The following is an 8,658-nucleotide window of genomic DNA, read 5'->3' on the forward strand; positions in this document are numbered from 1 at the left end:
ATGCCGCGCCGCCTATCCGCCTGGCGTGCGGCGCAGCAGTTTGCCGAGATAGTGTCCGGTATGGCTTTCCGGCGCGGCCGCCACGTCTTCCGGCGTGCCTTGCGCCACCACGCGCCCGCCGCCGTCACCGCCTTCCGGACCCATGTCGACGAGCCAGTCCGCGGTCTTGATGACGTCCAGGTTGTGTTCGATGATGAGCACGGTGTTGCCGCTGTCGACCAACTGGTTGAGCACTTGCAGCAGCAACTCGATGTCGCGGAAATGCAGGCCGGTGGTGGGTTCGTCCAGGATGTACAGGGTGCGCCCGGTGCTGCGCCGCGACAGTTCCTGCGACAGCTTCACGCGTTGCGCTTCGCCGCCAGACAGGGTGGTGGCGCTCTGGCCCAGCCGGATGTACGACAGGCCGACGTCGATCAGCGTGTGCAGTTTGCGCGCGATCGCCGGCACCGATTCGAAATACTCCAGCGCCTGCTCGACCGTCAGGTCCAGCACTTCGCTGATGTTGCGGCCGCGATAGCGGATCTCGAGCGTTTCGCGGTTGTAGCGCTTGCCGTGGCACACGTCGCAGGGCACGTACATGTCGGGCAGGAAGTGCATCTCGACCTTGACCACGCCGTCGCCCTGGCAGGCCTCGCAGCGCCCGCCCTTGACGTTGAAGCTGAAGCGGCCGGGGTCGTAGCCGCGGGTGCGGGCCTCGGGCACGCCCGCGAACAGCTCGCGGATCGGCGTGAACAGGCCGGTGTAGGTGGCCGGATTGCTGCGCGGGGTGCGACCGATCGGGCTCTGGTCGACGCTGATGATCTTGTCGAAGTTCTCCAGGCCCTGCATCGCGACATAAGGGGCGGGTTCGCTCTGAGCGTGATGCAACTGGCGCGACACCGCCACCGCCAGCGTGTCGTTGACCAGGGTCGACTTGCCCGAGCCGGACACGCCGGTCACGCAGATCAGCCGGCCGGCGGGCAGGCGCAGGTCGACGTTCTTGAGGTTGTTGCCGCTGGCGCCCGTGAGCGTCAGCCAGGGCAGGTCGTCGGTGACCGGGCGGCGCTTGGGGATGGCGATGGCGCGCTGGCCGCTCAGGTACTGGCCGGTGAGCGAGTTGGGGTCGCGCTGCACGGTCTCGGGATCGCCCTGGGCCACCACTTCGCCGCCATGCTCGCCCGCGCCCGGTCCCATGTCCACGACCCAGTCGGCCATGCGGATCATGTCTTCGTCGTGCTCGACCACGATGACGCTGTTGCCCAGGTCGCGCAGGTGCTGCAGCGTGCCGATCAGGCGGTCGTTGTCGCGTTGGTGCAGGCCGATGGAGGGTTCGTCCAGCACGTACATCACGCCCGTCAGGCCGGAGCCGATCTGGCTGGCCAGGCGGATGCGCTGGGCCTCGCCGCCGGAGATGGTGTCGGCGCTGCGGTCCAGCGACAGGTAGTTCAGGCCGACGTTGTTCAGGAAGCTCAGGCGCGCCTCGATCTCGCGCACGATGCGCTGCGCGATCTCCTGCTTGGCGCCGGCCAGCGTCAGGTCGCGGAACCACGCCAGGCAGGTCGACAGCGGCATCGCCTCGACTTCATAGATGGCCTGGCCATGGCGTTCGCCGCCACGCGGATCCTGGCCGATCAGCACGTTGCGCGCTTCCGGCCGCAGGCGCGAGCCGCCGCAGTCGGGGCAGGTCTTGATGTTGCGGTACTTGCCCAGTTCCTCGCGCACGGTGGCCGAGTCGGTTTCGCGCCAGCGGCGCTCCAGGTTCGGGATCACGCCTTCGAAGGTGTGGCGCTTGACGGTGCTGCGGCCTTTTTCGTTCAGGTAGAGGAACGAGATCTCCTCGTCGCCCGAGCCGTACAGCACCTTGTCGCGCAGCGCCTCCGGCAGGTCCTCGAAGGGCGCCTCGATGTCGAATTCGTAGTGCGCCGCCAGGCTGGTCAGCAGCGAATGGGTGAAGGCGTTGCGGCGGTCCCAGCCGCGGATGGCGCCGGCCGCCAGGCTCAGTTCGGGGAAGGCGACCACGCGCTTGGGGTCGAAAAACCCCACCTGGCCGATGCCGTCGCAACTGGGGCAGGCGCCCATCGGATTGTTGAAGCTGAACAGGCGTGGCTCCAGTTCCGGCAGGCTGTGGCTGCAGACCGGGCAGGCGTAGCGGCTGGAGAACACCTGTTCGCGGCCGCCGTCCATGTCCAGCGCCAGGGCGCGGCCATCGGCCAGCTGCAACGCCGTCTCGAAGCTCTCGGCCAGGCGCTGCTTGCTTTCGGGCTTGATGCGCAGGCGGTCGATGACCACGTCGATGTCGTGCTTCTCGGTTTTCTTCAGCGGCGCCATGCCGTCGATTTCGACCATCTGGCCGTCCACGCGCAGGCGCACATAGCCCTGTGCCTGCAGGCTGGCGCATTCGTCCTCGAAGCTGCCCTTCTTGCCGCGGGCGATGGGGGCCAGCACCGCCAGCCGTGTTTCGGCCGGCCAGGACAGCACCGCGTCCACCATCTGGCTGACGCTCTGCGCCTGCAGGGGCAGGCCATGGTCCGGGCAATAGGGCGTGCCGACCCGCGCATACAAAAGGCGCAGGTAATCGTGGATTTCGGTGATGGTGCCGACGGTGGAGCGGGGGTTGTGGCCCGCCGCCTTTTGCTCGATCGAGATGGCCGGCGACAGGCCCTCGATCAGATCGACGTCGGGCTTGTCCATCAGTTGCAGGAACTGGCGGGCATACGCGGACAGGCTTTCGACGTAGCGCCGCTGCCCTTCCGCATAAAGCGTATCGAACGCCAGCGACGACTTGCCCGAGCCGGACAGGCCCGTGACCACCACCAGCTTGTGGCGCGGCAGGTCCAGCGAGACGTTCTTGAGATTGTGGGTGCGGGCACCCCGAATGCGTATGGTCACGTCTATCGGGCTCTTTTAAGCGGTTGCAAAGGCCAACTTGGTACTATAGCGCGCCGAGTCCTCAGGCCATAGATCAGACCGTAAGCGCATGACAATCACGCGCGGACGGCCCACGTCATCGTTGAACATTCCGCATGCCGGCAGACACGAAACTGAAATTGACCCCCTCCGAGCGCCGCGCCAGCGTGGCGCTGGCCGGTTTGTTCGCCGCCCGGATGCTGGGGTTGTTCCTGTTGCTGCCGGTGTTCGCCGTGGCCGCCCGTGGCCTGCCCGGGGGCGACGACCCCGCCCGGGTCGGGCTGGCGCTGGGCATGTACGGTTTGACCCAGGCGTTCATGCAGATTCCTTTCGGGCTGGCGTCGGACCGTTGGGGGCGCCGGCCCGTGGTGTTGTTCGGCCTGCTGCTGTTCGTGGCGGGCAGCGTGGTCTGTGCGCAGGCCGACGACGTGTTCTGGATCACCATCGGCCGGGCCATCCAGGGCGCCGGGGCCATTTCGGCCGCCGTGACCGCCTGGCTGGCCGACGCCACGCGGGACGAAGTGCGCACCCGCGCCATGGCCATGGTGGGCGGGTCGATCGGCCTGTCGTTTGCCGCTTCGCTGGTGCTGTCGCCGGTGCTGGTGGGCTGGTGGGGGCTGTCGGGCCTGTTCTGGACCATCGCCTGCCTGGGCGTGGTCTGCCTGGCGGTGGCGCGCTGGGTGGTGCCGGTGGTGCCGCGCACACAGGCCCGCAGCTTGCAGGCCGCCAGTCCGCGCCAGGTGCTGACCCACACCGACCTGCTGCGGCTGAATTTCGGCGTGTTCGTGCTGCACATGATTCAGGTGTCGCTGTTCGTGGTGGTGCCGGCGCTGCTGGCCAAGGTCGGCGGCCTGGATGCGCGCGAGTTGTGGAAGGTCTACCTGCCGGTGATCCTGGTGTCGTTCGTACTGATGGTGCCGGTGGTGTTCGTCGCCGAAAAGCGCCGCGCCCACCGGGGCGCCCTGCGCGCCGCCGTGGCCGGGCTGGTGCTGGTGTGCGCGCTGTTGCCGGCGGCCAGCCACGGTTTCTACACGCTGGCGGCGGCCCTGACCGGCTTCTTCGTGGCCTTCAACGTGCTCGAGGCATTGCAGCCTTCGCTGGTGTCGCGCGTGGCGCCGCAGGCCTACAAGGGCCTGGCGCTGGGGTTCTATAACACTGCCCAGGCCGCGGGCCTGTTCACGGGCGGCGCGCTGGGCGGCTGGGTGGCGTCGCATTCCGGCGCTGGCGCGGTGTTCATCGGCGCCGCCGTGCTGGCCGCCGTGTGGCTGGCCGTGACCTGGGCCCTCAAGCCGCTGGCCTGATCTGGCGCCATCGGCGAAAGTCGCGGATCGCGTCGCCAACGGTGTCCAACAGCGGTGAAATCGTTTCCCTGGGTGGACGGCTTTGTCACCATTCCTGTTTGGCGTGGCAAGCGCTTTTCGTCGATAATAGAAGGCAAACTAGGGCTTCACCGGCGTCGCCGGTCATCATGGCGGTGACCGGCGAGTTTCATGAAGCCGGTCTTCAACATCGCTATTTATGTTGTTGCCGGCGCGCTCGCGGCAACGCGTGGCACAGGCTGTCAACAACAGAGGGACAACGGCATGGCATCGGTTAACAAAGTCATTCTCGTGGGCAACCTGGGTCGCGACCCGGAAGTCCGCTACAGCCCCGACGGGGCCGCAATCTGCAACATGTCCATCGCCACCACCTCCACCTGGAAGGACAAGGCCTCGGGCGAGCGCCGCGAAGAAACCGAATGGCACCGCGTGGTCATGTACAACCGCCTGGCCGAGATCGCCGGCGAATACCTGAAGAAGGGCCGCTCGGTCTACATCGAAGGCCGCCTGAAGACCCGCAAGTGGCAGGACAAGGACACCGGCGCTGACCGCTACAGCACCGAAATCGTCGCGGATCAGATGCAGATGCTGGGCGGCCGCGAAGATGGCGGCGGCGGTGGCGGCAGCTACGGCGGTGGCGGCGGTTACGACGACGCGCCGGCACGCCAGCCGCAGCAACGCGCCCCGGCCCAGCGCCCGGCGCCGCAACAGCGTCCGGCACCGCAGGCCGCGCCCGCCGGTGGCGGCGCCAACCTGGCCGACATGGACGACGACATTCCGTTCTGATCGCGCGTTCGCGGCAGTCAACAACAAAGCCCGGCAAGCCTTGCGCTTGCCGGGCTTTGTGCCGTCTGGGCCCTGTCTTGGCTCGATCCAGCCCGGTTTCCCTGGGGAATCGCCGAGGCTGTCCACAGGCTGTGCACAGCATGTCAACAGCTTGCCCACCGATATTCAGGCCTTTTCCACAGCTTGTACACAGGTCTCTGCCACGACCGCTTCGAGTCGCCATGGCGGCGATAGTGCGCAACCACCTGCCGGGATCGCATTCTTCAAACCGCGCCTGTCCCGCAGCCGCATGCAGACTCGATCCACGCGCGTTCCGAGGGACATCTATCCACAGGCTGCGCACAGCATCTTCACAGCTTGTACACCGCTATCCGGGGCTTTTCCACAGCTTTTCAACAGGGGTCGAAGCGGCCCCCGGCTCGCGCTAGGATGATCGCTGTCCGTTCGCCGTGGCCGTGTCCACCGGCAACCCAGGAGCCCTCCATGACCCAGAACATTTACGACACGCCTGAATTCTTCGACGGCTACAGCCGCCTGGCCCGCTCGGTGCATGGTCTGGACGGGGCGCCGGAATGGCCCGCGCTGCGGGCGTTGCTGGCCGATGTCAGGGGCTGCGACGTGGTCGACCTGGGCTGCGGTTTCGGCTGGTTCTGCCGCTGGGCCGATGAGCAGGGCGCGGCCAGTGTCCTGGGGCTGGACGTGTCCCGGAACATGCTGGCGCGGGCACGCGCCACCACCATCAGTGCCACCATCCGCTACGAACGGTCGGACCTGGAACGTCTGCAGTTGCCGCCGCAAAGCGTCGACCTGGCCTACAGTTCATTGACCCTGCATTACCTTGAGCGCCTGCCAGCCCTGCTCGCCACTGTGCGCCAGGCGCTCAGGCCCGGCGGCCGCTTCGTGTTTTCCTGTGAACATCCCATCTACACCGCGCCGGCGCAGCCCGGCTTTATCCAGGATGACGACGGGCGACGGATCTGGCCGTTGAATCAATACGCCGTGCGCGGCGAGCGGCGCACAGATTGGCTGGCCAAAGGGGTGATCAAGCAGCATCGCACCGTGGCGGATTACGTGAACCTGCTGATAGGCGCCGGATTCACGCTGGCACACCTGGATGAATGGGCGCCGAGTCCAACCCAGCTTGCCCGCCAGCCGGCACTGGCGGAGGAACAGGATCGGCCCATGATGCTGTTGGTCTCGGCCAACCGGTGAGGGAGCCTCAACGGCGGCTGGCCACGAGGAAAAACGTGGAGAAAGCGTGGAATGGCACTATGAAATATTTAGTTTCACAAAACCCACTTGCGCTATCTATCTAGTAGTAGGTAAGATTCATCCATCGACGCAGCACTCAGACAACAACGCGGCGCCGCCCCAAACCAGAAATACAGTAGCACCCCTTTTTATTTACCTTGTTATCTACCTATAAGTAGATAGTTTAACCGAAACAACCTCACCATCGTTATCTGGAGATCCATCATGAAGACCCTCGTATCCGCCCTGATCCTGTCCGCTTCCTTCATCGGTGCCGCCCAAGCCGGCGAGCTCGACTACCCGCCCGCTCTGGACACCCACAGCACCGTGACCCGTGCCCAGGTGCAGCAAGAACTGGCCGCCGCCCGCGCCAACGGTGAACTGGTCAGCACCGAAGAGGGTTCGGCCGCCACCGCCTTTGCCAGCGCCGGCGACAAGAGCCGCGCCCAGGTCAAGCAGGAGCTGGCTGCCGCCCGCGCCCAAGGCCTGACCGACAGCGGTGAACTGGACTATCCGCCCGTCCAAGGCTGATTTTTTTCGGCATCAAACCTATCTACAGATAGATAGCATCTTCTCCATCGTGCAGTACTGATCCTTACTGGAGATCAACCATGAAGACCCTCGTATCCGCCCTGATCCTGACCGCTTCGTTCCTCGGCGCCGCCCATGCCGGCGAATTGGACTATCCGCCCGCCGCCGACACCCACAGCACGGTGACCCGCGCCCAGGTGCAGCAAGAACTGGCCGCCGCCCGCGCCAACGGTGAACTGGTCAGCACCGAAGATGGCTCCGCCGCCACCGCTTTCGCCAGCGCCGGCGACAAGAGCCGCGCCCAGGTCAAGCAGGAACTGGCCGCTGCCCGCGCCCAGGGCCTGACCGACAGCGGCGAACTGGACTACCCGCCCGTGCAAGGCTGAGTCCGATGCCGGCCACTGCGAACTCCGGGGGGCGGGAACATTCCCGGCCGGGGTTCGCACGGTTGCATCGGAGCGCCGCATAGGGATTACCGCCGATGACGTACCGACCTATTAGTAGGTAATATTCAGCCATGGACACTCCGACCCCCAACACCACCCGCGACCAGCTGCTGGCCCATGCCGAGAAGCTGATCCGTACCCGCGGCTGCAACGGCTTCAGCTATCGTGACCTGGCCGAGCACGTGGGCGTGAAGACGTCCAGCATCCACTATTACTTTCCCGGCAAGGACGACCTGCTCTACGAGGCCGTCGAAGCCTATAGCGCCCGCGCCCTGGCTTCGGTGCGCAGCATCGATACCGCGCAGCCGGCCCACGCCCAGCTCGACGCCTATCTGTCGATGATGGAATCGAAGGCCTGTGGCCACGGCGAACTGTGCCTGGGCGGCATGCTGGCCGCCGAAATGATGAGCTTGCCCGACCGCGTGCGCGGCGCGTTGCAGGGGTTTTTCCGCGCGCACGAAGCCTGGTTGGCCCGTGTGCTGGCGCAAGGCGCCGAAGAAGGCACCCTGAAGTTCTCGGGCAGCGCCGAAGCGGCCGGCCGGGCGGTGTTCGCCACGGTGCAGGGCTGCATGCTGGTGTCGCGCCTGTTCCAGGCGCCGCCGGCGTTGTGCGAGGCGATCAGCGCCTTGTACGTCGAATGCCAGGACAAGCCCGCCGCCTGACCGTCCCCAGGTTCACCGACACGGCCGCAATGCGCAAGCTTGCGGCCGTTGTGTTTGTTACCGTGGAAAAACGTGCGTAGGCATTCAAACGGGGGGCGAGCCGGGAATGTTTCCCGTAATCCGGGTGGCCAATTCGCGAAGTCCCCCCGGGTATTCCACGATTCAGAATAAGGCATACCGAATCCACACTCCCGACATGATCTCCCAACCTCATGGAGACGCCGGGCTTTGCCGGCCGACCTGACGCTATTCGTGTCAGGCCGACATGACACTCAGCCCGGCCGTAGGGACATCTGCACAGCGCGATCCAGGCAAGCCGAACCAAGAAAATGAACTACTTGGAGGGAGTGAGATGCGGGAAGCAATCAACCAAGGTGTCGGGCTGGCGCCCGAATCCCATTCGTTCGGCCGTGGGGGGGCGCAGAGTCGCCACTTCGCGGCTTGTCCATTGGTGCTGGCGATATTGGCAGCTGGCTGGTTGGGGCCGGTGGTCGCGCAAACGGCGGGCACGGGCGGCGGTGGCCTCGGAGGCGCGGGGGTGAGTGGTGGTGGTCACGCTGGCCAGGGCGGAGGCATCATTGGCGGGGATGGAGGTACGGGTGGCGCCGCGGTGCCCGGCGCGACATCTCCCTTTGGCGGAGGTGCCGGTGGGGGGGCGGTGCCGGTGCCCGGCGGAATACAAGGACAGCCCGGGTCGAGCGGGGGACCGCAAGGAGGCCAGGGCGGTATCCCCGGGCCTCCTGGACCGTTGGTGCCTATTAATGGCGGTGGGGGTGG

Annotated in this window: 7 protein-coding genes; 6 read left to right on the forward strand and 1 reads right to left on the reverse strand. The window is 66.2% G+C overall.

Annotation, left to right across the window (positions count from 1 at the left end):
* Positions 1-12: 12 nt before the first annotated feature.
* Positions 13-2,868 (reverse strand): excinuclease ABC subunit UvrA, encoded by a 2,856-nt coding sequence (gene uvrA / locus DK459_RS01405; RefSeq protein ID WP_020925836.1) that lies wholly within the window; start codon positions 2,866-2,868, stop codon positions 13-15.
* Positions 2,869-3,002: 134 nt separating this feature from the next.
* Between uvrA and DK459_RS01410 the strand changes: the two genes are divergently transcribed.
* The 6 genes from DK459_RS01410 (at position 3,003) to DK459_RS01435 (ending at position 7,881) form a co-directional block, all read left to right on the forward strand.
* Entirely contained in the window at positions 3,003-4,187 is a 1,185-nt protein-coding gene (locus DK459_RS01410) for an MFS transporter (RefSeq protein WP_024070768.1), read from the forward strand.
* 282 nt (positions 4,188-4,469) lie between these two features.
* Entirely contained in the window at positions 4,470-4,991 is a 522-nt protein-coding gene (gene ssb / locus DK459_RS01415; protein WP_026382027.1) for a single-stranded DNA-binding protein, read from the forward strand.
* Positions 4,992-5,474: 483 nt separating this feature from the next.
* The gene (locus tag DK459_RS01420; RefSeq protein ID WP_049053208.1) at positions 5,475-6,203 is read left to right on the forward strand and encodes a class I SAM-dependent methyltransferase; all 729 of its coding nucleotides are present in this window, start codon (positions 5,475-5,477) and stop codon (positions 6,201-6,203) included.
* Between the two features lie 264 nt (positions 6,204-6,467).
* Positions 6,468-6,773, forward strand: coding sequence for a DUF4148 domain-containing protein (locus DK459_RS01425; protein ID WP_006389666.1), 306 nt, complete (start codon positions 6,468-6,470; stop codon positions 6,771-6,773).
* Between the two features lie 80 nt (positions 6,774-6,853).
* Positions 6,854-7,159: a DUF4148 domain-containing protein gene (locus DK459_RS01430; RefSeq protein ID WP_020925844.1), complete on the forward strand. Its 306-nt coding sequence runs from the start codon at positions 6,854-6,856 to the stop codon at positions 7,157-7,159.
* 131 nt (positions 7,160-7,290) lie between these two features.
* On the forward strand, positions 7,291-7,881 hold the full coding sequence (locus tag DK459_RS01435) for a TetR/AcrR family transcriptional regulator (protein ID WP_006389668.1): 591 nt from the start codon (positions 7,291-7,293) through the stop codon (positions 7,879-7,881).
* Positions 7,882-8,658: the final 777 nt, after the last annotated feature.

It is taken from the genome of Achromobacter sp. RW408, from assembly GCF_003184165.1.
Classification (GTDB): domain Bacteria; phylum Pseudomonadota; class Gammaproteobacteria; order Burkholderiales; family Burkholderiaceae_B; genus Achromobacter; species Achromobacter xylosoxidans.